Genomic DNA, 26,558 nt, shown 5'->3' with positions numbered 1-26,558 from the left:
GGGACCCGGCGAGGGCGGAGGGGCCCGGCGGGGAGCCCGGCGGGGGCGGCGCCACGCGAGCGACGTCCCGGCCGGGAAGCGGCGCCCGCGCGCCGACCATGGCCGGATTCCGCCGCCCGGCGCGGGCTCGCCGCGGCGGTCCGGCGGGAGCGGACGGGGTCCGCCCGGCCGCTCCCCCGGCGAGGGCGTGCACGCGCCCGCAGCGGTGTGCGAGCAGGCGCCCCGGCCGCCGGACGCGCGGGCCCCGGCGGCCGCCGCGCGAGGCGAAGCCGCCGCGTCGGCCGCCGCGCGGCGCGAACGGGAGGAACGGTGCGCACGGTCCGGACAGGGTCCGCGGGGTGGCCGTCGTGAGCGATGTGACCGGTGCGGCCGTGCCGGCCTCTTCCGCCCTGTGGCGGAGGCATATTCCGGGTCCACAATCGGCACACTACAACTTCTCGCCATCTTCGGGCAGTTGCCGTGAAGATGGTTATAGGCCGCTTCCAGGCGGAGATAAGGTCAGTGAAGTTGGCGGCCAACTCGACCCAGATGGTCAGACCTTGGAGAGGTTGGCCGCCAGGGTGACAGTCGGGACCGCCGGACCGCGCTTCCTCTCGGAGGGGAGCTGGGAGCCCGTCCGGCACGGCGCCGTACCGCCAGAACCCGGCAGCCGCGACGCACAGCCACAACCGAAGACCGTCGACGCGGCGGCGCCGCCGCGACCGAGGAACACGCGCACCGCCACAACTGAAGACCGTCACCGCCGCACAGCCACAACCGAAGAACGTCAGCACCGCACAGCCACAACTGAACAGGCCAGGCTACGGATGCGTCACCCCTGTCACCGCGACCGGCGGGAAGGAGCGGTCAGAACAGGTCCGGGCACCAAGGTCGCCTGGACGTACGCAGCAGGGCGTCGGCCGCTTGGGCGGCGCCCGCTCGTTCCTCCTGGATCCGGCCGAGCGCGGCCAGCCGCACGGCGGACTCGCCGCCGAGCCACAGCGTCGCCAACTCTGCTGCGTCCAGCGTCAGATCGGCGCTCTCGGCGGTCGGCGCGCAGGAGCCCCCCTCGGGCGACGCCTCGAGGCGCAGCCGCCCGCCGGTCAGTCCGGCCCGGTCGACGATCTCCAGCACCAGCGTTCCCGTCCCCTCGTACGTCCGCGCCTCCAGCGCCCGCGCGGCGTCCAGGAGGCGCACCCACAGCCAGTCGGCGTGCGTGCTGACCACGGCCGCGCGCGGGTCGGGCAGGAAGAGGGGGAGCAGGTCGTCCGGGGCGCGGAAGCCGCTCTTGACCTTCGTCACCCAGTCGATAGAGCACAGGTGGAGCCACAGCTCCCGCTCGGCCGCCGGGGTCACCGCGATCAGGTTCTTCACCGTGGCCGTGTTGAGCGGCTGCTTCGCGTCTCCCCAGACGTCGTCGCACACGTAGGCCGCCAGCCCCTCCACGACGCCGTCCGCCCCGCGGTAGACGGCGTAGAAGGGCTCGGTCCACGGGAAGCGGTCCTGCCGGATCACACCGGTGTTCACCTGCCACCAGCGCTCGGAGCGGTCGATCGCGCCGGGCTGGACGCGGCGCAGCCGCTCGTGCAGCTCCGGGCCGATCTCACGCACGTCGTCGCCGTCCACGAGATCGATGCGGCCGCCGTCTGCCGGGCCCGCCCGGCGCGGGTCGAGGCCGGCCCTCGGCACGTCGATCGTCCACTCGGTGGCCCAGGTGGCGGGGCCGAAGCCGTAGCGGCCGTAGATCGGGTACTCGGCGGCGACCAGCGTGGCCACGACGTCGCCGCGCTCCTTCGCCGCCGCCAGGTCCTGGGCCATCATGCGGGTCAGCAGGCCGCGGCGGCGGTGGGTGGAGGTGACCGTGACATTGGAGACGGCGTCGGCGGGGACGGGGGCGCCGCCGACAGCGGTCAGCTCCTGGTCGAAGGAGCGGAACGTCCCCACGCAGCGCCCGCCGTCGAAGGCCCCCAGCGTGCGGGCCAGGACGAGGTTGGAACCACGCTGGGCGATCTCGGCGGCGGAGACGGCCGGGCTGCGCAGGAACCCGGTGTTCAAGGCGCGGATCCAGTCGGGGATCTCGTCCTCGGTGAGAGGACGGACGTCGAGGCGCGAGGTGTCGGAGTGGGAGCGAACGCCAGTCATGCGCCGACCGTAAGCGCACGCGGGCGGGAGTGTCGCGGTGATTTCCCGTGGCGGCGGCAGCGGGGGCGCGTGGCTGCGGCAGCGTGGGCGTGTGGCTGCGGCAGCGGGGGTCGCATGGTTGCGGCCCGTGGGGGCGCGTGGCTGCGGCAGCGTGAGGCGCGTGGCCTGGTGCGTCGCCGGTCGCTCGGGGCCAGCGCTGGTACGCCGAGGGTCGCTTCGGGTGTGGGCGTGGGCGTGGGCGTGGGTGTGGGTGTGGACTGGTGTGTCGGGGGTCGCTTCCGTCGCGAGCCCTGCACAATGCCCGTCACTTTGTCCACAGCCTGTGGACAGTCGGGGCCCGCCCAGCCCGCACCGGCGGTTCACAGGGCACTCAGCCAGCAGCACGCCCAGCCCCCAGCTCCCCGGGGCTCAGCTCCCCAGCCCCCAGCTCCCCTGAGCCTCAGCTCGCCAGGCGTCCAGCGCGCCTGGCGACCTCGCCGCACGGCCAGCCGATCGATCGGCCGATCGGCCGCCCGCCCGCCTCACTCCAGCAGGTCGCCCACCTGCGCCTCGCCGTCCCGGTATCGGCGGGTGATCTCCGCGCCGCAGCCGTCGGCCGTGTGCTGCAACTGCTGGCGGCGCAGGGACACCTGCTGCTCGTACCGCACCAACCTCCCCATCGCCGCGCCCAGTTCCCCGTCGGTACGGGCGGCCAGGTCCGACAGCTCGACCTCGGCGAGCATCTCGGTCGCCAGCCTCCGGTACCGCTCGCTGTGCGGCGTCCCCAGCGTCACGTGCCGCGCCGACGAGCGGTGCCGGGCGGGCGCGTCCTTGAGGATCTCGGCGAGCCGCTCCACTACGGAGGGCAGCCCGTCGTCCAGGACCGAGGCGAGCCCCGCCCCCGGGCCGCGCCCCTCCAGCTCCGCGCGCAGGATGTCGATCCGCCCCTGAAGCAGCCGCCTTACATAACTCAGGTCGGCCTCGTCCCGCTGCGCCTGCCGCAGCAGGGCGCGCAGCTCTGGCAGGGTCGGCGCGCTCAGGTCGGGCTCGACGAAGTCCACGACCAGCAGCGGAGCGCCCGCCGACTCCGCACCCGCCGCGCTCGCCCCGCCCGCCGCACTCTCCACACCTGCCGCACTCGCCCCGCCCGCCGCCTCAGCGACATCAGCCCCGTCGGCGGCGCCCGCCGCTCCGGCCGGCGCCGCCGCGCCCTCTGGGTGCGCCGCGCTCTCCGGCAGGGGCGGGCTGTCGGTCCGCTGCACCGGCGGCCAGCGCCCCTCCGCGACGTCTGGAACGTCTGGGACGCCTGGGGTGCCTGGGGCGCCTGGGGCGCCTGGGATGTCGGCGATGTCCGGGACGCCCCCGACACCCACCGCACCCACCGCATCCGCCGCAATCGCCGCATCCGCGATGCCAGCCCGTCCCGGCGCCGCCGCGGGCTGCGCTGTCTGCTCCGTACTCGATGTGCTCATGCGCCTCAACCGTCCCCTCGACCGGCGCGTACGGAAGCATCGTGCCACTCCGCGTGGTCCTTATGTGACCGAGTGCCCCCGATCGGCCCCAGATGGGGGGTTACGAAGCGGAAAGAGGCTGGAAGCGGCCGTCCGCCCCGCCGCGGGGCGTGTCCGTGCTCCCCGGCATCATGGGCGGCATGCGTGCAGTGGTGCAGAGGGTGGACGGCGCGAGCGTCGTCGTGGACGGCGAGACGGTCGGCGCGATCGAGGGCGACGGGCTGTGCGTCCTGGTCGGCGTCACCCATGAGGACACCGAGGAGACGGCGGCCCAGCTCGCCCGCAAGCTGTGGTCGGTCCGCATGCTGCACGACGAGAGGTCGTGCAGCGACACCGGCGCCCCGCTGCTGGTCGTCAGCCAGTTCACGCTCTACGGCGACGCCCGCAAGGGCCGCCGTCCCACCTGGAACGCCGCCGCTCCCGGCGAGACGGCCGAGCCGCTGGTGGAGGAGGTGGTCGCCCGGCTGCGCGCGCTGGGCGCCACGGTGGCGACCGGCCGGTTCGGCGCGGCGATGCGGGTGTCGCTGACGAACGACGGGCCGTTCACCGTCCTGCTGGAGATGTGACGGCGGAGGCGAGCCCTACGGCTCCACCACGGCTTCCTGCGCCGCCGCGGTGTCCCCGGCGATCAGCCGGGCGTCCACCGGGACGTTCCGCTTGACCAGGGCGAGCGCGACCGGGCCCAGCTCGAAGTGGCGGGCGGAGGTGGTGACGAAGCCGATCCTGCGGCCGTCGGGACCGTCGTCGGCGAGCCGGACGTCGGCGCCGGGCGCGGGCAGCCGCACCTCGCTGCCGTCCAGGTGCAGGAAGACCAGGCGGCGCGGGGGCTTGCCCAGGTTCTGCACGCGGGCGACGGTCTCCTGACCGCGGTAGCAGCCCTTCTGGAGGTGCACGGCGGCGCCGATCCAGCCCAGCTCGTGCGGGATGGTGCGGTGGTCGGTCTCGAAGCCGAGGCGGGGCCGGCGCTGCTCGACGCGCAGCGCCTCGTGGGCGAGCACCCCGGCGGCCGGACCGGCCTTCTCGGCGTACCGCTCCAGGTCGGCGCGGGGCAGGAAGAGGTCGCGCCCGTAGGGGGTCTCCCGCACGACGGCGTCCTCGGGCGCCTCGGTGATCGAGCCGGCCGGGAGGTGCACGACGGCGACGTCCGCCGTCCGGTCGGCGACCTCGACCCGGTAGAAGAACTTCATCGACTCCAGGTAGGCGACCAGCGCCTCCTGGGTGCCCGGCTCCACGTGCGCCCAGACCGTCGTGCCGTCGTCGACCAGGTAGAGCGCGTGCTCGATGTGGCCGTGCGCGGACAGGATCAGCGCCTCGGCGGCCTGACCGGCGGGCAGTTCGCTCACGTGCTGGGTGAGCAGCAGGTGCAGCCAGCTCAGCCGGTCCTCGCCGGTGACGGTGACCACGCCGCGATGCGAGAGGTCGACGAAGCCGGCGCCCTCGGCGAGGGCGCGCTGCTCGCGGAACAGGTCGCCGTAGTGGGCGGCGACGCCTTCGTCGGCTCCCTCGGCGGCCACGGCGCCGGGCAGGGACAGCAGGGGGCTCTTCATGCGCCCAAGCCTACGACCGCCTACGACTCGGCAGGTGAGCGCCCGGCGTCCGAGGCGCGGGAGGCCGGCCGGTCGTGCGGGCCGTGCCCGGCGTGCGGCGCCTCCCCGGCGGCGCCGGCCGTGCCGTCGCCCCGGCGGGAGCAGTCCGCGCAGCGCCCGAAGATCGCGAAGTGCTTCATGTCGGTGTCGAAGCCGAACTGCTCGCGCAGCTTCGCCGTGAACTCGGCGGCCACCGACAGGTCGGCCTCGATGACGTTCCCGCAGTCCCGGCAGACGAGGTGGATGTGGTGGTGCCGGTCCGCCAGGTGGTACGTCGGCGCCCCGTGCCCCAGGTGCGCGTGGCTGACGAGCCCCAGCTCCTCCAGCAGCTCCAGGGTCCGGTACACCGTGGAGATGTTGACCCCCGAGGCGGTCCTGCGGACCTCGCCGAGGATGTCGTCGGGGGTCGCGTGCTCCAGCGTGTCCACGGCTTCGAGCACGAGCTGCCGCTGCGGGGTCAGCCGGTAGCCGCGCTGCCGCAGGTCCGTCTTCCAGTCGGTGCTCACCACAGGGAGAGTCTAGGACCAGCGGGCGGGCGGCCTGCTGGAGGAAGGCGGTCTACTGGAAGAAGGCGATGCCGTCGTCCGGCATGTCGTCGGGGAGGGCCTTGGCCCAGCGCTCGACGTCCTCCGGGGTGACGACCTTCTTCAGTTGCGCGGACATGTAGGGGCGCAGCTCGACCTCGGGGGTCTGCTTCTCGCCCACCCACATGAGGTCGCTCTTGACGTAGCCGTACAGCCGCTTGCCGCCGGAGTAGGGCCGGGAGGCGGCGGTCCGCGCGACGGCGTCCGTGGCGAGGTCGATCTGCGGCTTCTGGTCGGCCAGCTCGCCGTACCAGATCTCGATGACGCCGTCGTCGCGGGCCATCGTGACCTCGACCTTGCGCTCGGCGTCGATCCGCCAGAAGCCGGACTCCGACTCCAGCGGCCGGACCTTGTCGCCCTTTTCGTCCAGCACCCAGGTGCGGGAGTGGTACTCCAGGAAGTCCCGGCCGTCGTGGGTGAAGGTCGCTTCCTGGCCGAAGTTGCACTTCTCGGACCCGGGGAAGTCGTGCACGCCCGCACCGGCCCAGTTGCCGAGCAGGAAGGCGAGGGGCACGAGGTCCCTGTGGAGGTCGGACGGGATCTCGATCATGAGCGGCGTTTCCTGTTCGCGGTCAGCGCTGGCCCTGGTACAGCTTCTTCACGGTCAGGTAGGCGAAGGCGAGAACGCCGACGCACACCAGGACCAGCAGGGTTTCGAAGAAGATCTCCACGGGGTGCTCCTTGTCGAGCGCGGTGCGGTACGTACACAGGGCCGGAGCCCAGCTTAGTCCGCCGGGCGCCGCCCCTCTCTGCGAGGTGCGTCTCTGCGAGGCGCGTCTCTGCGAGGCCCCTCTCTGCGAGATGCGCCGCTCGGGGTCGGCCGCGTCCCTGTGCCGTAGTACGGGTGCGGTGCGCGGCCGCTGCGCCGGTGCGGCGGCGACTACGCTTTCCGGCATGGCGAAGAAGCTCGTGATCAAGGTGACGGCGGGAGCGGACGCCCCGGAACGGTGCTCGCAGGCGTTCACGGTCGCGGCGGTGGCGGTGGCCAGCGGCGTGGACGTGTCGTTGTGGCTGACCGGCGAGTCGTCGTGGTTCGCGCTGCCCGGCCGGGCGGAGCAGTTCGAGCTTCCGCACGCGGCCCCGCTGCCGGACCTGATCGCCTCGCTCCTCGCGAGCGGCCGGATCACCCTGTGCACCCAGTGCGCGGCCCGCCGCGAGATCACCGAGAAGGACGTCATCGAGGGCGTCCGCATCGCCGGCGCCCAGGTCTTCGTCCAGGAGGCCCTGGGCGACGAGACGCAGGCGCTCGTCTACTGACGCGGACGCGGGGGGACGGAGCGGCGGGGCGCTCAGGCGCTCTCGTCCAGGGCCCTGGCGAGGCGCTTCGGCACGTCGGGCCAGCGCCTGCCCCTGCCCCTGCCCCTGCCCCTGCCCCTGCCCCTGCCCCTGCCCGAAGCCACCACGGCCTAGTGCCGCTTCTTGCCGTCCAGTTCGTCCCACCACTCGTCGGACTTCGGGTCGCCGGACGGGTCGTCCCACCAGCGGTCCTCTGGGCCGCGGCGGTTGGCGACGACGGCGGCGACGGGCGGGATCACCATGGCCACCACGCACATGCCGACCGCGGCGGGGACCGACCAGATGCGCACGACGCCCCACGCGAGGACGAACAGCGTGATGCAGACGCCCATCAGGGCGAAATACGCGTGGCGGCGGCGGGCGTACATGCCTCCAGGGTAGGTCCGCGCCCCGTCGCCGGGTACGGCGAAGGGCCGCGCCCCGGGGGTTCACCCGGGGCGCGGCCCCCGCGCCGTGTGCGGCGCGCGTGCGGCTCAGACCGCGATCGCGACCTCCGCGAGGCCGCCCTGCTGGGCGACGACCGTGCGGTCGGCGGTGCCGCCGGGGACGAGGGCGCGCACCGTCCAGGTGCCCTCGGCGGCGTAGAACCGGAACTGGCCGGTGGCGGAGGTGGGGACCTCCGCGGTGAACTCGCCGGTCGAGTCCAGCAGACGGACGTAGCCCGTCACCGGCTCGCCGTCCCGGGTCACCTGGCCCTGGATCGTCGTCTCACCGGGCTTGATCGTCGAGGCGTCGGGGCCGCCGGCCTTCGCTCCACACATGTGCTCTCCAGAGGTCTTGAAAGGTCGGTCGGGGCGGGTTACTTGCCGGAGCCCAGCTCGATCGGCACGCCCACCAGGGAGCCGTACTCGGTCCAGGAGCCGTCGTAGTTCTTGACGTTCCGCACGCCCAGCAGCTCGTGCAGGACGAACCAGGTCAGGGCGGAGCGCTCGCCGATGCGGCAGTAGGCGATGGTGTCCGTGCCGAGGTCGACGGCCTCCGCGGCGTACAGCTCCTTCAGCTCGTCGTCCGACTTGAAGGTGCCGTCGTCGTTGGCGTTCTTCGACCACGGGATGTTCTTGGCGCTCGGCACGTGGCCGGGACGCTGCGACTGCTCCTGGGGCAGGTGGGCCGGGGCGAGCAGCTTGCCGGAGAACTCGTCGGGCGAGCGGACGTCGACCAGGTTCTGCGCGCCGATGGCCTTCACCACGTCGTCGCGGAAGGCGCGGATGGAGGCGTCCTGCGGCTGCGCCCGGTACTGGGTCGCCGGGCGCTCGGGGACGTCGGTGCCGTCGACCAGCTCGCGGGCGTCCAGCTCCCACTTCTTGCGGCCGCCGTCGAGGAGCTTGACGTCGTCGTGGCCGTAGAGCTTGAAGTACCAGTAGGCGTAGGAGGCGAACCAGTTGTTGTTGCCGCCGTAGAGGACCACCGTGTGGTCGTTGGCGATGCCCTTCTCCGACAGGAGCTTCTCGAAGCCGGCCTGGTCGATGAAGTCGCGGCGAACCGGGTCCTGGAGATCCTGGGTCCAGTCGATCCGGATGGCGTTCTTGATGTGGTTCTTGTCGTACGCGGACGTGTCCTCGTCCACCTCGACGATCGCGATGCTCGGGTCGTCCAGGTGGTCCTGCACGAAGTCGGCGTCGACCAGGACGTCGCTGCGGCTCATGCTCAATCTCCTCCGGGGCAGTTACGGCGGGGCGTGCGAGTGCGGGAGACATGCGCGCTCGGAGCGCGAGCGGCGCACGAAAGCCCCTGACACGGGGCGTGGAGAGACGCGGGGCCCGGGGCTCCCGCTCAGAAGGGGCGACAGAGCATGGCGGCAACGCGGCACAGGTCCACTGCCCGCCGCTTCGTGAGATCCGCCTGTCGCCTCATAGTCTCGATCGTAGGGAGAAACGAGTGGCCATGTCACCGGGGTGTCACATCATGAGACACGATCATCCGCGATGCGGGACGATGACACACGCCCGGCCGTTCCCCGACGCTCCCGGCCCCCCGCCGCGCGCCGTCGTCCTCACACGGCGGACGGCGAGTCTCATCAGTCGGACGCCGTACGCCTAGCCGGCGAGCCGCACCTTCGAGCCCTTCATGGTGATCTCCACCCCGCCCTTCACCGCGCGCACCGCGTCCAGCCGGATGCCGCCGGGCAGCCGGTCGATGGCCTGCTGGAAGTCGGTGATGGACCGGACGCGGTCCGCGGGGAGGTCGAACCCGAGAAGCTGGGGCAGGCCCTCCGCCGCGATCCGGAGCTTGCCGTACCGGACGGTGACCGAGCTGAGCACGTACAGCGGCTTGCGCAGGACGGAGAACTGCACGCCGATCTTTATCTTGCCGTGGCCGCCGTCCGCCAGGCTCACCACCCGGGCGGTGATCCCGAGGCCCACGTCCGTGGGCTGCGCCTTCGCCGTCTTCAGCAGCTCGGCGTAGGCGACGGTCGCCTGGCCGGCGGCCCTGTCGGCGACGGCGGAGCTGTAGTCGCCGGAGAACCGCACGCCCTTCATGTCGGCCGTGAGGCCGTCGACGCGGATCTTCTGCGCGCCGTCGCCGGTGTCGGCCTCCAGGTCCTTGATGCCGACCTGGACGTCGTCCAGCTCGCCGCTCGCGACCTGCGTGAGGAACGGGAAGCCCTTGATGGACACGTCGGGCTTGCTCGCCAGGTTCTCGGTGCTCTTGATCCTCTCGGCGGCCTTGTCCTCGGCGAAGTGCACCGCCACCCGGTCCACGACCACGAACAGCACACCGAGGACCACGGCGACGATCAGCAGTACCCGCAGCGCGCGCATCCGGTCTTTTCCCCACCTCGACGGTCCGGCGCGGCCGACCGGCCGCCCAGGCGCGAGCGTAACCCTCCCGGCGAGCCCGGCCGTCGTTTTGTCGATCGGCTGTGACAAGGACCGACCGGATCCGACGGATTCCGCCGGTCTTATCCCGGGGCCGGGGGGACCAGGGGCCGGGGGCGGCCGGTCCTTTCCCGGGGGTTGGGGGATCCGGCCGGTCCTTCCCTGGGGCCGGGGGGACGCGGCCGGTCCTTCCCAGAGCCCCGGGTGACCCCGGGTGAGGGCGGCCGGTTCCGTCCCCGGGCCCGGCGGACCTGGCCGGTCCTGTCCCTGGCCCGGCGGGTCCGGCCTCTGCTATCCCAGGACCCGGCCCAGCACCCACACCGCGGGCGCCGCCGCCGACAGCGGCAGGGCGACTCCGGCCGTGAAGTGGACGAAACGCGAGGGGTAGTCGTAGGCGGCCGCGCGGTGCCCGATCAGCGCGCACGCTCCGGCGCCCGCGCCGAGCAGCGCGCCCTTCCCGCCCAGCCCCGTCATCTGGCCGACCGCGAGGCCCGTGCCCGCCGCCGCCAGCAGCGCGACGGCCACCGAGGCCGCCCCGGGCAGCGGCAGCGCCCGTGCGAGGACGGCCACCGCGACCGCCGCCGCGCCGAGGGCGACCGCGTCGGCGCCGCCCGCCAGATACCCGGTCGCGAGGATCGCCAGCGCCGCCGCGGCGACGGTCGCCATCAGCCCGTACATCCGCTCGTCCGGGTCGGCGTGGGAGCGGAGCTGCACCACCAGCGAGAGCAGCACCCACACGCCGAGCGTGCCCAGGATCGCCGCGGGCGCGTGCTCCCGGCCCGCGCCCAGCACCGCGGCGTCCGAGACGAGCGCGCCGGCGAACCCGAGGGCGATGCCCTGCCGGGCGGGCCACATGCCGTTCAGCCGGAACCAGCCCGCCGCCGTCACCGCCTGAAGCACCACCAGCGGCACGAGCAGCGCGTACGTGCCGACCTCCGCCGCACCGGCCAGCAGCAGCCCGAGCAGCGCGGTGAGCGCGGCGGGCTGCATCCCCGGCTCGATGATCGGCGAACGGCCCTCCGCGCGGGCCCGCTGCGCGTCGGTGACGCGGGTGTTGCCGCCGAGGGTGGCGGGACCGTAGGCGGGCTCGTCCCCGGCGGGTCCGCCAGGGGCGGGCGGGGCCGCCGCCGGAGCCGGAGCCGGAGCGTGGCCCGCGGGGGCCGGGGGAGGCGCGGACGCCGCCGCGTGGCTCGCCGCCGCATGGCCCGTTGCCGGGGCCGGGGGCTGGGCTTGAGGCTGCCCTTGGGCGTAGGGCTGTCCCTGGGCGTAGGGCTGTCCCTGTGCGTAGGGCTGCTGCGCCGGGGCCTGGTCCGGGACGAAGGGAGGGGCCGCTTCGGCGGGGCCTTGGGCGACCGGGGGCAGGTAGGCCGTCTGAGCGGCCGGTTCAGGCGCGGCGACGGGCGGGGCGACCGGCTCCGCGTGGGTCTGGGTGTCCCAGGTCTGCCCCTGCCAGCGCTGTGTGTACGGCTGCTGGTCCGCGGGCTCCGCGTACGCCTGCTGCTGCCCAGGCCACGCCTCCGGGTACGGCTGGGGCTGCTGGTGGGGCTGCGACTGCCCCTGGGGCTGCTGGGGCTGCTGATACGGCTGGGGCTGCTGAGGCGGCGCCTCCTGGCCCTGCACTTGCCCCTGCTCCTGCCCCTGCGCCCCTGCCTGCCCCTGATCGTGCTGGTCGTACCGCTGGGGCTGCGCGTACGGGTTGTGGCCCCGGTACGGGTCGCTGCCCTGGTGCGGGTCGTCGTACGGACCCGCGGGCGGGGCCTCCTCGTACGGCCGGTCGGTCATCGCTCACCCTCCTGCGAACGGGGGGAGCACCTCGACCGTGCCGCCCTCGGTCAGCCGTACCGTCTCATGCGCGCGCATTCCCACCGGGTCGCCGTCGATGAGGAACGAGCAGCGGCGCAGCACCCTGGCCAGCTCGCCGGGGTGCCGTGCGCGCACCGCGGCGAGCGCCTCGGCGAGCGTCGGCGCCTCGTACGGCTCCTCGGCGACGCCGGCCGCGGCCTTCGCCGCCGCCCAGTAGCGCACCGTGACCTTGGCCATCCCGTCCCTCATGTCACTTCACTCGGCATCGAACAGGGCCAGGCTAGCCCGCTTGTGCGAGAGCCCAGCGCGCGATGCGGTGCAGCAGCTCGTCGGGAGCGGCGTTCTCGGCGTGGCCCATGCCGGGCTCCAGCCAGAGTTCGCCGTGTTCACCGGCGGCCGCGGCCAGCGTCCGGGGGTGGTCCAGCGGGAAGTAGGCGTCCCGGTCGCCGTGCACGACCAGCAGCGGCGTGGGCGCTATGCGCGGCGCCGCCTCGACCGGGGAGAGCGGCACGGGGTCCCAGTCGCGGTCGTGGATGCGGGTGCGCAGCCCGTAGCGGCTCAGCAGGCGGCCCTCAGGACGCATGACGAGCCAGTGCACGCGGCGCATGGGGGCCGTGCCGCGGTAGTACCAGCGGGCCGGGCCGCTCACCGAGACCACGGCGTCGGTGCGCGCCCGCGCGCGCTCGGCGCCGCGGGAACCGAGATCCGTGCCGCCGTCCCGGTCGGTTCCGTGCGGGCCGTACAGGGCCGCGTGCCGCACCGCCACCGAGCCGCCCATGGAGAAGCCGACGGTGATCACGCGGGCGTGCCCGAGGCTGCGGGCCCAGGCCACCGCCGCCGCCAGGTCCAGCACCTCCCGGTCGCCGACCGTGGAGCGGCCGCCCGAGGCGCCGTGGCCGCGGAAGGAGAACGTCACGACCGCGCCGTGCCGGGCGAACGCCCGCGCCGCCCGGCGCACGTGCGGCCGGTCCAGATCACCGGTGAAACCGTGCGCGATCACGAACACGTCACCCGTGTGCGTCACGGCCTGATCCGCCGCGTGCCCGGCCGTCCCCGGCGCGTACAGAGCGTCGATCGACACGCCGTCCGCCGTGCGCAACAGCCTCCTGACCGGGGTCCGCGGAGGCGTCCCGGACCTCGGCACGACCGTCGTCCGCGCCACATGACCTGCCGAATCCGTGCTCATGTCGGCTATTGTGCTGCGCAGAGGACTCGGGCAGCGACGCCCCCGGGTCCTTTCGTGCTTTCGGGCACGCTGTATATGACGCGGGAGAACGCGGGTATACGGCCGCCCGGTCGCGCAGCGGCCACCGCGGCCGCGGCGGGTCCCGGAGCGCGGGATCCGCACCGCCGAACACGTGACGACGCAGTGCCGCACACGTCCTCGCAGGGACCGAGGAGGAACCAGACGCCATGGACGAGCGAACCGTGCACGACCACACGACGATCCGGGCAGGTGGAGTCCGATGAGCTCTCTGTTGCTCCTGACCAACGCCCTCCAGCCGTCGGCCGAGGTGCTGCCCGCCCTCGGGCTGCTGCTGCACAACGTGCGCGTGGCGCCGGCCGAGGGCCCCGCCCTCGTCGACACGCCGGGCGCCGACGCCATCCTCGTCGACGGGCGGCGCGACCTGCCCCAGGTGCGCAGCCTGTGCCAGCTCCTGCGCTCCACCGGTCCGGGCTGCCCGCTGATCCTCGTGGTGACCGAGGGCGGCCTCGCCGCCGTGACCGCCGACTGGGGCGTCGACGACGTGCTGCTGGACACCGCGGGTCCGGCCGAGGTCGAGGCGCGGCTGCGGCTGGCCATGGGCCGCTTGCAGCTCGTCCACGACGACTCCCCCATGGAGATCCGCAACGGCGACCTCTCCGTGGACGAGGCGACCTACAGCGCCAAGCTCAAGGGGCGGGTGCTGGACCTCACCTTCAAGGAGTTCGAGCTGCTGAAGTACCTCGCGCAGCACCCGGGCCGGGTCTTCACCCGCGCCCAGCTCCTGCAAGAGGTCTGGGGCTACGACTACTTCGGCGGCACCCGCACGGTCGACGTGCACGTACGGCGGCTGCGGGCCAAGCTCGGCCCCGAGCACGAGTCGCTGATCGGGACCGTGCGCAACGTCGGCTACCGCTTCGTCACGCCGGAGAAGCCGGAGCGGTCCGAGAAGCCCGAGAGGCCCGAGAGGTCGGAGAGCCGCGCCGACGACGAGTCCCGGGGCCAGGCCGCCGCCCGGGACGCCGGCGCCGACCCGGCCGCCCGCGACGACGCCGAGGACGCCCCGGCGACGGCGCGGGAGCGCGCCGGGACGTCCTCGCGGAGCGGCGCCGCCGGACGCCGCTGACGGTCCCGCGGACCGGCGTCGGCGGACGCGCCGACGCACGCGCCGGCGAGTGCGCCTACGCGGTCGGCCGGCTGAGATCGCCGACGGTCGTCCGGGGAACGAGGACGGGCCTGCGTACAGGGCTGAATACAGCCCTGCGCACGGGTCTGAAGAGGGGCCTACCGGAGCGGGTCCATCCGCGTAGACTCCGCGCGTGGGCAAGGTGACTCGGGATGACGTCGCGAGACTGGCGGGGACTTCCACCGCCGTGGTCAGTTACGTCATCAACAACGGACCCCGGCCGGTCGCCCCGGCCACGCGCGAGCGCGTTCTCGGCGCGATCAAGGAACTGGGGTACCGGCCCGACCGGGTCGCTCAGGCGATGGCCTCCCGGCGCACCGACCTGATAGGGCTGATCGTCCCGGACGCGCGGCAGCCGTTCTTCGGCGAGATGGCCCACGCGGTGGAGTGGGCCGCGGCCGAGCGCGGCAAGATGGTGCTCGTCGGCAACTCCGACTACGTCAGCGAACGCGAGGTGCACTATCTGCGCGCGTTCCTCGGCATGCGCGTCTCCGGGCTCATCCTGGTCTCGCACGCGCTCAACGACTCGGCGGCCGCCGAGATAGACGCCTGGGACGCCCGGGTGGTGCTGCTGCACGAGCGGCCCGAGGCCCTCGACGACGTGGCCGTGGTCACCGACGACCTCGGCGGCGCCCAGCTCGCCGTGCGGCACCTCCTGGAGCACGGCTACGAGTACGTGGCCTGCATGGGCGGCATGGCCGAGACCCCGGCCGTCGGCGACCCGGTCTCCGACCACGTCGAGGGATGGCGGCGCGCGATGGCCGAGGCCGGGCTGCCGACCGAGGGCCGCCTGTTCGAGGCGCCGTACAACCGTTACGACGCCTACCGGGTCGGCCTGGAGGTCCTCGCCCGGTCCGACCGGCCCCCGGCGGTCTTCTGCTCCACGGACGACCAGGCGATCGGGCTGCTGCGGGCCGCCCGGGAGCTGCGCATCGACGTGCCGGACGAGCTGGCGGTGGCCGCGTTCGACGACATCAAGGAGGCGGCGCTGGCCGATCCGCCGCTGACCACGGTCGCCTCCGACCGGTCGGCGATGGCCCAGGCGGCCGTGGACCTGGTGCTCGACGACGGGCTGCGGGTCGTCGGCTCGCGGCGGGAGCGGCTGAAGGTGTTCCCGTCCCGGCTGGTCGTCCGCAGATCCTGCGGCTGCGCGTAGCCCGCGGGCCCGGCTCTTATATCGGGCATACGAGGTTCTGTCGGGCTTCTCAGCGCAGCCTCACCAAGCTTTCATGATCACGGGACACTCTTCATGACATGACCGAGAGCTTCCGCCGCAGCGGCGCGCACGAGGACCCCCAGGGTGACGGAGCCGAGGGCTTCGCGCACCGGCAGCAGTACGCCTCCTCTCCGGCGCACCCCGAGTGGCCCCCGCCGCCCGCCTACCCGCCGGCCCACTCCCCGGCCGCTCCCTACGGCGGCGGGCAGCCCCCGTACGCGGACGAGGGCGGGCAGCCCGCTCCCGGTCACGGCGCCCACCGGGGCGGAACCGCCCCGAAGCGCGCCATGGGCCCGCTGGCGCTGCTGGCCGCCGTGGCCCTCGCCGCGGCGGTCGTGGGCGGCGCCACCGCGTACGCCTTCCAGGAGCTGAGCGGCCACGACACCTCCTCCGCCGGGCCCGCCGCGAACGTGGTGCCCTCCAGCCAGCGGGGCAGCACCGCCTCGATCGCCAAGGCGGTCAGCCCGAGCGTGGTGGAGATCACCGCCACGCTCGCCAACGGCGTCTCCACCGGCGCCGGGGTGATCGTCAGCAGCGGCGGCGAGGTCGTCACCAACAACCACGTGATAGCCGGCGCCTCCTCGATCAAGGCGCGGACCAGCGACGGCAGGTCCTACACCGCCCGCCTCGTCGGCGCCGACAGCGGCAAGGACCTCGCCCTGGTCAGGCTGAGCGGCGCGTCCGGCCTGAAGGCGGCGTCCCTCGGGGACTCCGACGGCGTGGCGGTCGGCGACCAAGTGGTCGCCATCGGGTCCCCCGAGGGCCTGACCGGCACCGTCACCAGCGGCATCGTCTCCGCGCTGAACCGGGACGTGACCGTGTCCACCGGCGAGAGCCAGGGCCAGCAGAGCCAGGGCGAAGGCCAGTGGCCGTTCCAGTTCGGCGGCCGGCACTTCAACGGCGACACGGGCGCCTCCACCACCACCTACAAGGCCATCCAGACCGACGCGTCCCTGAACCCGGGCAACTCCGGGGGCGCCCTGATCGACGCCGGCGGGAACGTCATCGGCATCAACTCGGCGATGTACTCCGCCTCCGCCGCCTCCTCGGGCTCCTCCAGCGCGGAGGGCAGCGTGGGCCTCGGGTTCGCCATCCCGGTCGACACCGTCAAGGCGGACCTGGGCAAGCTGCGCTCCGGCGCCCAGAGCTGATCCCGGCCCCGGCCCCAGACGCGCCCGGCCGCCCCGACGTCCCCCGGACACGGCCCGCACCCCGACACGAGGCCGCACCCCGACACCGACTCTCCCCCAGGCAGGACCGCACCACGCAGCACGACAGCGACGCACACAGCACCGCACGAGCAGACGCACACAGCACCGCACGAGCAAGGGAGTACGCCATGATCCAGCACGTTGTGCACGAGAAGGCCGACACCGTAGACGTGACCCTCGCCTCGGGCCTCGCGCTCCCCCTGTCCGTCGCCAAGGAACTCCACACCCCCGCCGGCAACCCGGCGAACCGGACCCCGGCCGGACTGGTCGCGGTGCCCCAGCTCATGGGCCTGCGCATGCCCGCCGCGCGGACGCACCGCCACAAGGTGCCGCTGCGCCGGCTGACCGCGGTGGCGGCGTGAACGACCCGGCACGCGCGTCACTCAGCCGTGCTGAGCGGGCCGTGTTCCGCACCGGGCGGGCGCCGGACGTGCGAGTCTGAGACCGTCCCGCCCGGCGCCGAACGGGCCGAGGAAACCGAGCGATCCGAGGAACAGCAGACGATGAGCCCCGCCGACGGCGACCGCGACCGCGAACGCGACCCTCAGCGCATCCTGATCGTCGACGACGAACCGGCGGTGCGCGAAGCCCTTCAGCGGAGCCTCGCCTTCGAGGGCTACGAGACGGAGGTCGCCGTGGACGGCGCGGACGCCCTGGAGAAGTCGGCCGCCTACCGCCCGGACCTGGTCGTGCTGGACATCCAGATGCCCCGCATGGACGGTCTGACGGCCGCCCGCCGCATCCGCGGCGGCGGCGACACCACCCCGATCCTGATGCTGACGGCCCGCGACACGGTCGGCGACCGGGTCACCGGCCTGGACGCCGGGGCGGACGACTACCTCGTCAAGCCCTTCGAACTGGACGAGCTGTTCGCCCGGATCCGGGCCCTGCTGCGCCGCAGCTCTTATACGGGAGCCGTGCCGGGCGCCGCCGACGAGGGCGACGCACTCACCTTCGCCGACCTGCGCATGGACCTCGCCACCCGCGAGGTCACCCGCGGCGGACGCCAAGTGGAGCTGACCCGGACCGAGTTCACGCTGCTGGAGATGTTCCTTGCGCATCCGCGCCAGGTGCTCACCCGGGAGCAGATCCTGAAGGCGGTCTGGGGATTCGACTTCGAGCCCTCCTCCAACTCGCTGGACGTCTATGTGATGTACCTGCGCCGCAAGACCGAGGCAGGCGGCGAGCCGCGCCTGGTGCACACCGTGCGCGGAGTGGGGTACGTCCTGCGCCAGGGCGGCGCGGAGTGAACAAGGTCGTGCGCCGGTACCACGCCCTGCCGATCCGCTCCCGGCTCGCGCTGCTGGTCGCGGCGGCGGTGGCGTTCGCGGTCGCGGCGGTCTCGGTCGCCTGCTGGTTCATCGTGCGGGGCAGGCTCGACGAGGAGATCGACAGCCGGCTCCAGAGCTACGCCCGGGTCACCCCCGGCACGGCGACGAAGCTGGCCGCGGACTGCACGCAGAGCGCGAGCAGAGCCGCGGGCGAGGTGCAGCGCTCCTACCTGTACGTGCAACTGATCACCGAGCAGGGCAAGTTCTGCGTGGACAGCCACGCGCCGGGCGTCATCAAGGTCACCTCCCTGGACCGGGCGGTCGCCGCCGACCCCGACCGGCACAACCGCACCCTGCACACCACCACCGACGCCCAGGGCAACAACGTCCGGGTGCTGCTGGTCGCCGTGCCGACCGACGGCCCCGGCTCCCCCGCCTATCCCGGCATCGCCTTCATGCTCGGGCTGTCCCTGAAGGACACCGAGAAGACCCTCGACGACCTGGCGCTGCTGCTCCTCGTCGTCTCCGGCATAGGCGTCTTCGGCGCCGGCGTCGCGGGTCTCGCGGTCGCCCGCGCCGGACTGCGCCCCGTCGACCGGCTCACCGAGGCCGTGGAGCACGTGGCCCGCACCGAGGACCTGGCCGTCCGGATCCCGGTGGAGGACGACAGCGAGGACGAGATCGCCCGGCTGTCGCGCTCGTTCAACTCCATGACCTCCGCCCTGGCCAGCTCCCGCGACCTCCAGCAGCAACTGATCGCCGACGCCGGCCACGAACTGCGCACGCCGCTGACCTCGCTGCGCACCAACATCGAACTCCTCAGCCGCAGCGAGGAGACCGGCCGCCCGCTGCCCGACGCGGACCGCAAGGCGCTGCTGGCCTCCGTCAAGGCCCAGATGACCGAACTCGCCTCGCTCATCGGCGACCTCCAGGAGCTGTCCCGCTCGGAGGGGCAGCGCGGCGAACGCCCCCAGGTGATCGCCCTCCAGGACACCGTCGAGGCGGCGCTGCGCCGCGCCCGGCTGCGCGGCCCGGAGCTGACCATCACCGCGCACGTGGACCCCTGGTACGTCCGGGCCGAACCCTCCGCGCTGGAACGGGCGATCGTCAACATCCTGGACAACGCGGTGAAGTTCAGCCCGGAGGGCGGCGCCGTCGAGGTCGTCCTGGAGCAGGGCGTCCTCACGGTGCGCGACCACGGCCCCGGCATCTCCGCCGACGAACTCCCGCACGTCTTCGACCGGTTCTGGCGCTCCCCGAGCGCCCGCGCGCTGCCCGGATCGGGCCTGGGGCTGTCCATCGTCGACCGCACCGTCCAGCAGGCGGGCGGCGAGGTCGCCCTCGCGCCGGCCGACGGCGGCGGCACGGTGGTGCGGGTCCTCCTGCCCGGCGCCCCGACCCCGCCGCCGGAGACTCCGGGTGCCGTCCCGGACGGCTCTGTACGCTCGGAGCCATGACCAGCGACGACACCCACCCGATCGCCCGCTCCCTGGAGACCCTCGCCGAGCTGGCCCCGGACCGGGCCGACGCCGTGCTCGGCCTGCTGGCGGAGGCCGCCCGCGCCGACGGCCGGCAGGCGGTCTCCGAGCAGGGCCGGCTCCTGCTCGGCGGGGGCGCCCGCGCCGGCGTGTCCCACCTGCTGCTCAGCGTCAACGGCGCTCTGGTCGGCTACGCGCAACTGGAGGACACCGACCCGGTGGAGGCGCCCGCCGCCGAGCTGGTCGTGCACCCCGCCCACCGCGGGCACGGGCACGGGCGGGCGCTCGGCGCGGCCCTGCTGGCCGCCTCGGGCAAGCGGCTGCGGGTGTGGGCGCACGGCGGGCACCCCGCCGCCCGGCACCTCGCGCAGGTCCTCGGGCTGACGCTGTTCCGTGAGCTGCGGCAGATGCGGCGGCCGCTGACCGGCCTGGACCTGTCCGAGCCGGCGCTGCCCGAGGGCGTGACGCTGCGGGCCTTCGTCCCCGGCCATGACGACGCGGCGTGGCTCGCCGTGAACGCGGAGGCGTTCGCCCACCACCCCGAGCAGGGCTCGCTCACCCAGCGTGACCTCGACGACCGCGAGGCCGCGGCGTGGTTCGACCCGAGCGGGTTCTTCCTCGCCGAGCGCGAGGGGCGGCTGGTCGGCTTCCACTGGACCAAGGTCCACGCCGAGGAGCGCCTGGGCGAGGTCTACGTCCTCGGGGTGCGCCCCGGCGCGCAGGGCGGCGGCCTCGGCCGCGCCCTCACCGTGACCGGCCTGCGCCACCTCGCCGCCCGGGGCCTGCCCACCGCGATGCTCTACGTCGACGCCGACAACAAGGCGGCCGTCTCGGTCTACGAACGCCTCGGCTTCACGACATATGAGACGGACCTCATGTACCGCACGGAGACGTGATCCCCGGGCGGTCGGGGCGCCGGGGGCGGGTCGGCTGGGAGCCGGGGGCCGTGAGCCGTGAGCCGGGCCGCCCGTGCGCCGCAGGGCCGTATACCGGGCCGCCGTGAACCGGGGGTCCGGTAAGCCCGGTCACCGTCCGCCGTGCGCCGGGGGGCGCCGTAAGCCCTGCCGCCGTGCGCCGGGGCCGTCGGCAAGGGCGTACGGCCCCCGCGTACGGCAGAGGCGACGGCCCCCGCGTGCGGCACCCGCGGGCCGGTGCGAGGCCCGCGCGCCCGGGGGTGCGGGAGGGCCGTGACCCCTGCGGGACTCCCCCCGCTATCCCGCACGCCATGTCTCCGTAACCGGTGATTCAGACGGCCTTGCGACCCTCGTTCAATGACGCCCGCTGTGCCAGAGCCCACCCCGCCCCCTGACGAGGGGGCCGGAGCCGCGCTGCCGCCCGCGCATTCCGACGCGCCTGTCTTCCCCTCTGCGCGGAAGAATGGGTTCATGAGCCAGTCAGACATCCAGGCCGCAGCGCAGCCGCACCCCCAGCCCTCCGTGGGCTCCCTCGCCGCCCACCGCGCGCACACCGTCGCGGCGGCCGTCTCCGACCTGGACCCCGACCTCGACTCCGACCTGGACGTCTACGAGGAGACCGACGCCGAGGGGCAGCGCTTGCCGCACGGCCGCTTCCTCGACCGGGAGCGGAGCTGGCTCGCCTTCAACGAGCGGGTCCTGGAGCTGGCCGAGGACCCGAACACGCCCCTGCTGGAGCGGGCCAACTTCCTCGCGATCTTCGCCAGCAACCTGGACGAGTTCTTCATGGTCCGGGTGGCCGGTCTCAAGCGCCGCATCGCCACCGGCGTCGCCACCCGCTCCGCCTCCGGCTTGCAGCCCCGCGAGGTGCTGGAGATGATCTGGGCCCGCTCCCGCGAGCTGATGGCCCGGCACGCGGCCTGCTACCACGAGGACGTCGCCCCCGCGCTCGCGGAGGAGGGCATCCACCTGGTCCGCTGGAGCGAGCTGACGGAGAAGGAGCAGGCCCGCCTGTTCACCCTCTTCCGCCAGCGCATCTTCCCCGTGCTGACCCCGCTGGCGGTCGACCCCGCGCACCCCTTCCCGTACATCTCGGGCCTCTCGCTGAACCTGGCCGTCGTGGTGCGCAACCCCGTCACCGGCCACCGGCACTTCGCCCGGGTCAAGGTGCCGCCGCTGCTCTCCCGCTTCCTGGAGAGCTCCCCGGGCCGCTACGTCCCGCTGGAGGACGTCATAGCGGCGCACCTGGAGGAGCTGTTCCCGGGCATGGAGGTGCTGGAGCACCACACCTTCCGGCTCACCCGCAACGAGGACCTGGAGGTCGAGGAGGACGACGCCGAGAACCTGCTCCAGGCACTGGAGAAGGAGCTCATGCGGCGCCGCTTCGGGCCGCCGGTGCGCCTGGAGGTGGAGGAGTCCGTCGACCGCGAGGTACTCGACCTGCTGGTGCGCGAGCTGAAGATCAGCGAGGCCGAGGTCTACCCGCTGCCCGGCCCGCTGGACCTCACCGGCCTGTTCCGCATCCACGGCCTGGACCGGCCCGAGCTGAAGTACCCCAAGTTCATCGCCGGCACCCACCGCGACCTCGCCGAGGTCGAGTCGGCCTCCCCGCCGGACATCTTCGCCGCGCTGCGCAACCGGGACGTGCTGCTGCACCACCCCTACGACTCGTTCTCCACCTCGGTGCAGGCGTTCCTGGAGCAGGCCGCCGCCGACCCGGACGTGCTCGCCATCAAGCAGACCCTGTACCGGACCTCGGGCGACTCGCCCATAGTGGACGCGCTGATCGACGCTGCCGAGTCCGGCAAGCAGGTCCTGGTGCTGGTCGAGATCAAGGCCCGTTTCGACGAGCACGCCAACATCAAGTGGGCGCGCAAGCTGGAGGAGGCCGGCTGCCACGTGGTCTACGGCCTCGTCGGCCTGAAGACGCACTGCAAGCTGTCGCTGGTCGTCCGCCAGGAGGGCGACGACACCCTGCGGCGCTACAGCCACGTCGGCACCGGCAACTACCACCCGAAGACGGCCCGGCTCTACGAGGACCTCGGCCTGCTCACCGCGGACCCGCAGGTCGGCGCCGACCTCTCCGACCTGTTCAACCGCCTCTCCGGCTACTCCCGCCGCGAGACCTACCGGCGGCTGCTCGTCGCGCCCAAGTCCCTGCGCGACGGCCTGATCTCGCGGATCAACAAGGAGGTCCAGCACCACCGCGCCGGACGGCCCGCCTCGATCCGCATCAAGGTCAACTCCATGGTGGACGAGGCCGTCGTCGACGCCCTGTACGCCGCCTCCCAGGCGGGCGTGCCGGTCGACGTGTGGGTGCGCGGCATCTGCGCCCTGCGCCCCGGCGTGCCGGGACTGTCGGACAACGTCCGCGTGCGCTCCATCCTCGGCCGCTTCCTGGAGCACTCCCGGGTCTTCGCCTTCGGCAACGGCGGCGAGTCCGAGGTGTGGATCGGCAGCGCCGACATGATGCACCGCAACCTCGACCGCCGGATCGAGGCCCTGGTCCGGGTGACCGACCCCGGCCACCGGGCCTCGCTCAACAGGATGCTGGAGACCGGCATGTCCGACGGCACCTCGTCCTGGCACCTCGGCCCGGACGGCGAGTGGACCCGGCACGCGACCGACGCGGACGGCCAGCCGCTGCGCAACATCCAGGAGACGTTCATCGACGCCCGGAGGCGCCGGCGTGGCACAGCGACACCTTGACCCGGCGGACCCCGCGGCCGCCGGACCCGCCCCCCGGCTCCTGGAGCCGGAGGACGCCCCCACCGCCGACGCCCTCGCGGGCTATCTGCGGGCCCAGGCGACGCAGTTCCTGCGCGCCCTGCGCCAGCACCGCGAGAGCGGCGGCGGCGCCGAGGACTCCGCCGCCGCGGCGCGCGCCATGCGCCGCTCGGCCCGCCGCATCAGCGCCAGCCTGCACACCTTCCGCCCGCTCCTGGAGGAGAGCTGGGCGGAGGAGCTGCGCCCCGAACTGGCCTGGCTGTCGGGCACCCTGGCCCGGGAGCACGCCTGCCAGGCACGCCTGGAGCGGCTGTTGCAGGCCGTGCACCGGCTCTCCCCCCGGGCGGCGGACGCCGCCGGGGGCCGCGCGCCGGGCACGGCGCCCCCGGCGCAGCGCACGGCGCCCGGCGCGGACGGCCGCCCGGACCGCCCGCCCGCGCCGGAGCGCGGCCCCCTGACCGTGGGCGCGGCGAAGGCGGGGGCCCTGCTCGACCGGCGGCTCACCCTCGCCCGCACCCGCGCCCACTCCACCGCCCTGGAAGCACTGGGCTCCAGCCGCTTCCACGCCGTGGCCGACAAGGTCGCCGTGCTGGCCAGCGCGGTCCCCCTCGCTCCGGCCGCCGCCGCCCTGGACCCGCGGCTGCCGGCCGCCGCGGCCGAGGAGCGGCTCACCGACGCCGCGGCCGCGCTGCCGCTGGCCGCCGCGGGCAGCCCCTACAACGCCCAGGCGCTGATCCACGGCCTGTCCCCCGACCTCTCCCCGCACCCGCAGGACGCCCCCTGGCACCAGGTCCGGCTGCTGCTGCGTCTGCACCGGTACGCCCGCGAGGCCCTGGGGGACGTGCGCGCGGCGACGGCGGCCGAGGAGGAGGCCCGGCTGACCGCGGCCGGCCAGGCCCTCGACCGGCACCGCGACGCCGCCGAGGCGGCGGCCGAGGCGGCCTCGGCCGCCCGCACGCCCCGCATCGCCCCGGCGACGGCGTACGCGCTCGGCGTGCTGCACGCCGACCAGCGGCACGAGGTGGAGGCGGCCCGGTTCGCCTTCCAGCGGGCCTGGCTGAGACGACCGGTGGGCGCCCACTAGGAGGCGGTGAGCCGCGGTGGCATTCTCGCGTCAAACGCCGGGTCCGGGCGACCGGCTGGCGGAGCGGACGGCCGCTCGCGTCGTGCAGGCGGCCGGCTGCGTGCTGTGGCGCCGCTCGCCGGTGGACGGCGCCCTCGAACTCTGCTTGGTGCACCGGCCCAAGTACGACGACTGGTCCTGGCCGAAGGGCAAGCTCAAGCGCGGCGAGGACCCGCTCGCGGGCGCGCTGCGGGAGGTGGCGGAGGAGACCGGGTACACGGCGTCGCCCGGCGCCGAGCTGAGCACCCTCGCCTACATGGCGGGCGGCCGCGCGAAGCAGGTGCGTTACTGGGCGGCCGAGGCGTCCGGCGGCCGCTTCGTCCCCAACAAGGAGGTGGACCGCCTGCGGTGGCTGCCGCCGGCCGAAGCCCGCGACCGCCTCACCCAGTTCCGCGACCGCGACCTGGTCGGCGAACTGCTCGTCGTGCTGCGCCTCGCCTGAACAGCCGGGCCGAGGAGGGCCGTTCAGCCGTCCTCCGCATGCCGCTCCGCGTCCGTGCGCGCCTGGCTGCGCGCCCGGCGGGCCGGTCCGCGCCAGCCGCAGGTGCAGCGGGCCACGCAGAAGCGGCCCTGCTCGACGGTGGTCGTGCGATGCTCCCGGTCCTGTTGCGCCACGGAGAGGACGTTACCCACGCCGGGTGAACGGCGGCCCGCGGCCCCCGACGGCCGCCCCCGCACGCGTGACGGCGCTGTCCACCCGTCGTTGAGACAGTGACGACAGGGCGCCCGTGACGGACAGAGCGACTGGGGGCAGGCAGGCGATGGCGGAGCAGCGGCGGCAGACGGGCGGCGCGGTGCTCGCGGCGGGCCTCCTGGTCTGCGCGTGCGCCACGGGGTGCTCCAGCGCCAGCGTGGCGGCGGACGCGCACACCGGGGAATCCGCCGCCGACCCGGTGCGGACGATGCGCCGGGCCGCCGACGCCCTGGTCGCGGCGGGCACGTCCCAGGCGCGTACGGCGATGGAGACGGCCTCGGGCGGGACCCGGGTGACCATCCGCGGCGAGGGCGCCTACGACTACCGCCGTCAGCGCGGCCGGCTGACGCTGATCCTGCCGCAGGACCCCGCCGACGCCCCCGGGCGCCTGCCGATCACCGAACTGCTCTCCCCGGGCGCGCTGTTCATGAAGAACCGGGGAGCGGGCGTGCCCGCTGACAAGTGGGTGCGGGTGGAGACGGCGACGGTCTCGGACGGCAGCCTGGTCACCGGCGGGGCCACCGACCCGCTCACCGCGGCCGAGGTGCTGCGCGGGACGCGTACGGCGACGTACGCGGGCCGGGAGGAGGTCGCCGGGGTCGCGGTGCGGCACTTCCGGGGCGTCGCGGATCTCGCGCTGGCCGCGCGCAGCGTCCCGGCGGCCGGCGGGGCGGCGCTGCGGGCCTCGCTGACGGCGGCGGCGAGAGGGTTCGCCACCGCCGAGGTCCCCTTCGACGCCTATCTCGACGACCAGGGCCGCCTGCGCAAGCTCCGGCAGCGCTTCAGCTTCGTCAACGGCCGGCGCAAGGGCGCCGTGGCCGTCTCCTCCACGACGCTGCTGTTCGCGTTCGGGACCCCGGTGACCGTGCCGCTGCCGCGCGCCGGGGACATCTACGCCGGGCGCGTCGCCGAGCCGGACTAGCCCGTCCGTGCCATGCGCGGCGCGCGGCCCGCTCCCTACTCTGGGAAGCCGGTGACGCAGAGCCGGTGACGGCGGGGAAGGGGTGACGCGCGTGGCGCCGGTCGGCGGTACGACGGTTCAGGACCATGTGGCCCTCGCCGAGATAGAGCTGTGCGGAGAGCTGATCATCGCCGCCTCGGCGGCCCGGGAGCGGCTCAGCCAGGAGAGCATCGACGAGGTGCTGCGGGTCACCGAGGAGCGCCTCGGCGCCCGGACCGGACGAGCGCCCGCGGGGCCCGCCGCCCGCCGTGATCGCCCCGAGGGGCCCTAGCCCTAAGCGTGTGCGTCCCGCCAGGCGTGCGCCCCCTAGTGCCGGTCACAGCCCTAGGTGCGCAGCAGCCGTCCGATCGCCTTGGTGGCCTCCTCCACCTTCGCGTCGATCTCCGCGCCGCCCTTGACGGCCGCGTCCGCGACGCAGTGCCGCAGGTGCTCTTCGAGCAGTTGCAGGGCGAAGGACTGGAGGGCCTTGGTGGAGGCGGACACCTGGGTCAGTATGTCGATGCAGTAGACGTCCTCGTCGACCATCCGCTGAAGCCCGCGGATCTGGCCCTCGATCCGGCGCAGCCGCTTGAGGTGCTCGGCCTTCCGCTGGTGGTAGCCGTGCGTGGCGTGCCGGGCGCCGTCCTGCCCGGCCGTGCCGCCGCCCGCCGCCGGGTCCCCGGCGCCCGCGGTGTTCTCAGGGGATGCCGCCGCGCCGGCCTCGGTGGTCATCGCGTCCTCCCGCACACCTGGCGCCTCGGCGCCGGCCGCGCGCACCGCGCGGACCGGACGAGGCGGATCTTTCGGACAGGGACCGAGGACATACCCCCGGCGGGTATATCGTACCGAATTCTCCGGGGTACGGGACCCTCCGTCCGCCCCCGTGACGAGCACC

Annotated in this window: 30 protein-coding genes; 14 read left to right on the top strand and 16 right to left on the bottom strand. The window is 74.1% G+C overall.

Annotation, left to right across the window (positions count from 1 at the left end; genetic code table 11):
* Positions 1-846: 846 nt before the first annotated feature.
* Entirely contained in the window at positions 847-2,121 is a 1,275-nt protein-coding gene (locus ABZ861_RS27110) for a GNAT family N-acetyltransferase (RefSeq protein ID WP_361635133.1), read from the bottom strand.
* 521 nt (positions 2,122-2,642) lie between these two features.
* On the bottom strand, positions 2,643-3,227 hold the full coding sequence (locus tag ABZ861_RS27105; protein WP_361635312.1) for an aerial mycelium formation protein: 585 nt from the start codon (positions 3,225-3,227) through the stop codon (positions 2,643-2,645).
* Positions 3,228-3,751: 524 nt separating this feature from the next.
* On the opposite strand from ABZ861_RS27105, the gene dtd reads away from it, so the two are divergent.
* Positions 3,752-4,177 carry a D-aminoacyl-tRNA deacylase gene (dtd, locus tag ABZ861_RS27100; RefSeq protein WP_361635130.1) on the top strand — a complete coding sequence of 142 codons (426 nt, stop codon included), beginning with the start codon at positions 3,752-3,754 and terminating at the stop codon, positions 4,175-4,177.
* 15 nt (positions 4,178-4,192) lie between these two features.
* Here the strand turns inward: dtd and ABZ861_RS27095 are convergent, their stop codons facing one another.
* From ABZ861_RS27095 to ABZ861_RS27080, 4 genes are read right to left on the bottom strand one after another with little or no spacing between them, the layout of a single operon-like run.
* Positions 4,193-5,158 carry a folate-binding protein gene (locus tag ABZ861_RS27095; RefSeq protein ID WP_361635127.1) on the bottom strand — a complete coding sequence of 322 codons (966 nt, stop codon included), beginning with the start codon at positions 5,156-5,158 and terminating at the stop codon, positions 4,193-4,195.
* Positions 5,159-5,178: 20 nt separating this feature from the next.
* On the bottom strand, positions 5,179-5,706 hold the full coding sequence (locus ABZ861_RS27090) for a Fur family transcriptional regulator (RefSeq protein ID WP_361635124.1): 528 nt from the start codon (positions 5,704-5,706) through the stop codon (positions 5,179-5,181).
* Between the two features lie 49 nt (positions 5,707-5,755).
* Positions 5,756-6,331, bottom strand: a complete 576-nt coding sequence (locus ABZ861_RS27085) for an FABP family protein (RefSeq protein ID WP_361635121.1) — start codon at positions 6,329-6,331, stop codon at positions 5,756-5,758.
* Positions 6,332-6,353: 22 nt separating this feature from the next.
* Positions 6,354-6,677: a hypothetical protein gene (locus ABZ861_RS27080; protein WP_361635333.1), complete on the bottom strand. Its 324-nt coding sequence runs from the start codon at positions 6,675-6,677 to the stop codon at positions 6,354-6,356.
* Here ABZ861_RS27080 and ABZ861_RS27075 point away from each other — a divergent pair.
* Positions 6,676-7,038, top strand: coding sequence for a DsrE family protein (locus ABZ861_RS27075; RefSeq protein ID WP_361635118.1), 363 nt, complete (start codon positions 6,676-6,678; stop codon positions 7,036-7,038). The two genes, ABZ861_RS27080 and ABZ861_RS27075, sit on opposite strands and share 2 nt — an antisense overlap.
* Before the next feature lie 149 nt (positions 7,039-7,187).
* Here ABZ861_RS27075 and ABZ861_RS27070 read toward each other — a convergent pair whose 3' ends face one another.
* From ABZ861_RS27070 to ABZ861_RS27035, 8 genes are all read right to left on the bottom strand, one after another.
* Positions 7,188-7,445 carry a DUF3099 domain-containing protein gene (locus tag ABZ861_RS27070; protein ID WP_361635115.1) on the bottom strand — a complete coding sequence of 86 codons (258 nt, stop codon included), beginning with the start codon at positions 7,443-7,445 and terminating at the stop codon, positions 7,188-7,190.
* Between the two features lie 105 nt (positions 7,446-7,550).
* On the bottom strand, positions 7,551-7,838 hold the full coding sequence (locus ABZ861_RS27065; protein WP_004986406.1) for a DUF1416 domain-containing protein: 288 nt from the start codon (positions 7,836-7,838) through the stop codon (positions 7,551-7,553).
* A 38-nt stretch (positions 7,839-7,876) separates the two neighbouring features.
* On the bottom strand, positions 7,877-8,722 hold the full coding sequence (locus ABZ861_RS27060; RefSeq protein WP_361635112.1) for a sulfurtransferase: 846 nt from the start codon (positions 8,720-8,722) through the stop codon (positions 7,877-7,879).
* Between the two features lie 128 nt (positions 8,723-8,850).
* On the bottom strand, positions 8,851-8,931 hold the full coding sequence (locus tag ABZ861_RS27055) for an Ms5788A family Cys-rich leader peptide (RefSeq protein ID WP_351055874.1): 81 nt from the start codon (positions 8,929-8,931) through the stop codon (positions 8,851-8,853).
* Between the two features lie 182 nt (positions 8,932-9,113).
* On the bottom strand, positions 9,114-9,839 hold the full coding sequence (locus tag ABZ861_RS27050; protein ID WP_361635109.1) for a DUF2993 domain-containing protein: 726 nt from the start codon (positions 9,837-9,839) through the stop codon (positions 9,114-9,116).
* A gap of 348 nt (positions 9,840-10,187) precedes the next feature.
* Positions 10,188-11,678, bottom strand: coding sequence for a hypothetical protein (locus ABZ861_RS27045; protein WP_361635106.1), 1,491 nt, complete (start codon positions 11,676-11,678; stop codon positions 10,188-10,190).
* Positions 11,679-11,681: 3 nt separating this feature from the next.
* A complete protein-coding gene (locus ABZ861_RS27040; protein ID WP_361635310.1) occupies positions 11,682-11,936 on the bottom strand; it encodes a MoaD/ThiS family protein in 255 nt (84 codons plus the stop codon).
* 43 nt (positions 11,937-11,979) lie between these two features.
* Positions 11,980-12,885: an alpha/beta hydrolase gene (locus tag ABZ861_RS27035; protein WP_361635103.1), complete on the bottom strand. Its 906-nt coding sequence runs from the start codon at positions 12,883-12,885 to the stop codon at positions 11,980-11,982.
* 280 nt (positions 12,886-13,165) lie between these two features.
* Here ABZ861_RS27035 and ABZ861_RS27030 point away from each other — a divergent pair, with 280 nt between their 5' ends.
* The 10 genes from ABZ861_RS27030 to ABZ861_RS26985 all read left to right on the top strand — a co-directional run bounded on the left by ABZ861_RS27030 (position 13,166) and on the right by ABZ861_RS26985 (position 24,471).
* Positions 13,166-14,029, top strand: coding sequence for a response regulator transcription factor (locus tag ABZ861_RS27030; protein ID WP_361635100.1), 864 nt, complete (start codon positions 13,166-13,168; stop codon positions 14,027-14,029).
* Between the two features lie 193 nt (positions 14,030-14,222).
* On the top strand, positions 14,223-15,245 hold the full coding sequence (locus tag ABZ861_RS27025) for a LacI family DNA-binding transcriptional regulator (RefSeq protein ID WP_361635093.1): 1,023 nt from the start codon (positions 14,223-14,225) through the stop codon (positions 15,243-15,245).
* A 98-nt stretch (positions 15,246-15,343) separates the two neighbouring features.
* Positions 15,344-16,456 (top strand): trypsin-like peptidase domain-containing protein, encoded by a 1,113-nt coding sequence (locus ABZ861_RS27020; RefSeq protein WP_361635090.1) that lies wholly within the window; start codon positions 15,344-15,346, stop codon positions 16,454-16,456.
* A 188-nt stretch (positions 16,457-16,644) separates the two neighbouring features.
* On the top strand, positions 16,645-16,878 hold the full coding sequence (locus ABZ861_RS27015) for a hypothetical protein (RefSeq protein WP_361635087.1): 234 nt from the start codon (positions 16,645-16,647) through the stop codon (positions 16,876-16,878).
* Positions 16,879-17,019: 141 nt separating this feature from the next.
* Positions 17,020-17,766: a response regulator transcription factor gene (locus tag ABZ861_RS27010; RefSeq protein WP_361635084.1), complete on the top strand. Its 747-nt coding sequence runs from the start codon at positions 17,020-17,022 to the stop codon at positions 17,764-17,766.
* A complete protein-coding gene (locus ABZ861_RS27005; protein ID WP_361635081.1) occupies positions 17,763-19,244 on the top strand; it encodes a HAMP domain-containing sensor histidine kinase in 1,482 nt (493 codons plus the stop codon). Before ABZ861_RS27010 ends, ABZ861_RS27005 begins: the two co-directional genes overlap by 4 nt.
* Positions 19,241-20,161 carry a mycothiol synthase gene (mshD, locus tag ABZ861_RS27000; protein ID WP_361635078.1) on the top strand — a complete coding sequence of 307 codons (921 nt, stop codon included), beginning with the start codon at positions 19,241-19,243 and terminating at the stop codon, positions 20,159-20,161. Before ABZ861_RS27005 ends, mshD begins: the two co-directional genes overlap by 4 nt.
* A gap of 375 nt (positions 20,162-20,536) precedes the next feature.
* The gene (locus tag ABZ861_RS26995) at positions 20,537-22,888 is read left to right on the top strand and encodes an RNA degradosome polyphosphate kinase (protein ID WP_361635075.1); all 2,352 of its coding nucleotides are present in this window, start codon (positions 20,537-20,539) and stop codon (positions 22,886-22,888) included.
* A 40-nt stretch (positions 22,889-22,928) separates the two neighbouring features.
* Complete coding sequence (locus ABZ861_RS26990) at positions 22,929-23,990, top strand: CHAD domain-containing protein (RefSeq protein ID WP_361635307.1); 1,062 nt, start codon at positions 22,929-22,931, stop codon at positions 23,988-23,990.
* Between the two features lie 55 nt (positions 23,991-24,045).
* Entirely contained in the window at positions 24,046-24,471 is a 426-nt protein-coding gene (locus tag ABZ861_RS26985; protein ID WP_361635305.1) for an NUDIX hydrolase, read from the top strand.
* Positions 24,472-24,494: 23 nt separating this feature from the next.
* On the opposite strand, the gene ABZ861_RS26980 is transcribed toward ABZ861_RS26985, so the two are convergent.
* On the bottom strand, positions 24,495-24,644 hold the full coding sequence (locus tag ABZ861_RS26980; protein WP_361635330.1) for a hypothetical protein: 150 nt from the start codon (positions 24,642-24,644) through the stop codon (positions 24,495-24,497).
* A 146-nt stretch (positions 24,645-24,790) separates the two neighbouring features.
* Here ABZ861_RS26980 and ABZ861_RS26975 point away from each other — a divergent pair, with 146 nt between their 5' ends.
* Together ABZ861_RS26975 and ABZ861_RS26970 are read left to right on the top strand one after the other, a co-directional pair.
* Positions 24,791-25,645 carry a hypothetical protein gene (locus ABZ861_RS26975; RefSeq protein WP_361635302.1) on the top strand — a complete coding sequence of 285 codons (855 nt, stop codon included), beginning with the start codon at positions 24,791-24,793 and terminating at the stop codon, positions 25,643-25,645.
* 82 nt (positions 25,646-25,727) lie between these two features.
* Positions 25,728-25,955, top strand: coding sequence for a hypothetical protein (locus ABZ861_RS26970; RefSeq protein ID WP_361635073.1), 228 nt, complete (start codon positions 25,728-25,730; stop codon positions 25,953-25,955).
* A gap of 53 nt (positions 25,956-26,008) precedes the next feature.
* Here the strand turns inward: ABZ861_RS26970 and ABZ861_RS26965 are convergent, their stop codons facing one another.
* Positions 26,009-26,395 carry a metal-sensitive transcriptional regulator gene (locus ABZ861_RS26965; RefSeq protein ID WP_361635070.1) on the bottom strand — a complete coding sequence of 129 codons (387 nt, stop codon included), beginning with the start codon at positions 26,393-26,395 and terminating at the stop codon, positions 26,009-26,011.
* Positions 26,396-26,558 lie beyond the last annotated feature (163 nt).

Source organism: Streptomyces sp. NPDC046985 (assembly GCF_040644415.1).
Classification (GTDB): domain Bacteria; phylum Actinomycetota; class Actinomycetes; order Streptomycetales; family Streptomycetaceae; genus Streptomyces.
The sequence above is the reverse complement of the archived record's forward strand: the minus strand, read 5'-3'. Positions and strand labels throughout refer to the sequence as shown.